1 protein-coding gene is annotated in these 1,018 nt (G+C 49.0%); it reads right to left on the bottom strand.

Features of this window, described 5'->3' with window-relative positions; genetic code table 11:
• A partial coding sequence (locus R8269_RS26465; protein WP_318223068.1) for an aminopeptidase P family N-terminal domain-containing protein occupies nucleotides 1–1,018 on the bottom strand: 1,018 nt, incomplete at both ends.

Raw genomic sequence — 1,018 nt, 5'->3', positions numbered from 1 at the left:
CATGTCCTGTACCGCATTTGTAATCAATACCATGTTGCCACAGCACACCTCGCGCCATGATGTCGAGATTGGCACCCGTAGAGCCTTTCATGAATCGAGTCTGAGTCAGTCGGATGACCGCTTTCAGCACTAACGTGTAGTCTTTGCGCTGTTTAATGGTCGGTGACCCGAAGTGGAAAGTACGGGTGATGTCTGTTGTGCCGCCAAGGTATTGACCGCCAGAATCTACAAGGAAGAAATTGCTTTCATTGACAACGGCATTGCTTTCTTCATCGGCGGCGTAATGCATTTTCGCGCCATGTGCGGCGAAGCCTGCAATTGTGCGGAAACTGTCGCTCACATAATGGCGAGTTTGACGGCGATAGCTTTTCAATTGAGCCTCGGCTGACAGCTCAGTAACAAGCCCGCTTGGGACTTGGTCTTCTAACCAGCTCATGAACTTCACGACAGCCACACCATCGTCCGTCAATGACTGTTCGAGATTGGCTAACTCGGTCTGATTTTTGATGGCTTTCATGTCGGTGACGGGGCAAGCCATTGGCTTTAATGAAAGGTTCTGCTCAATGGAGTTAACCAACAAGCTGTCGGTATAAACCGGGCTAAAAGCAAGCGACAAGCCTTCACATTGCTGATTCAAATACTGGCTGACGTACTCGTAGTGACGAACGCTCACACCTTGCGTAGTCAGATTCTTCTCTATCTCGGCTGGTAACTTTTGTTTATCGATGAACGCCGTCGCGCGGTCTCGCTCGACAATAAGGTAGGATTCTGAAACCGGGCAGTAAAGCGTGTCACCGCCACGAATATTCAGTGTCCACATCACATCGTCAAGGGTTGAAACCAATAAACAGTCCGCATGGTTTTCATTGAGCCATTTACGAATATCTGCGAGTTTTTGTTTGGTTTCTACACCAGAAAACGCAACTGGATGGTCAAAAATTTCTGCGCTCGGTCTGCTCGGGCGGTCAGTCCAGATTGGCGTGATCAGATCGAGGTCGAGAACAATCTCGATGTTCTT

Source organism: Vibrio sp. Vb0667, from assembly GCF_033391095.1.
Note: the sequence above shows the minus strand (reverse complement) of the source record. Positions and strands in the feature narration are given on the sequence as shown.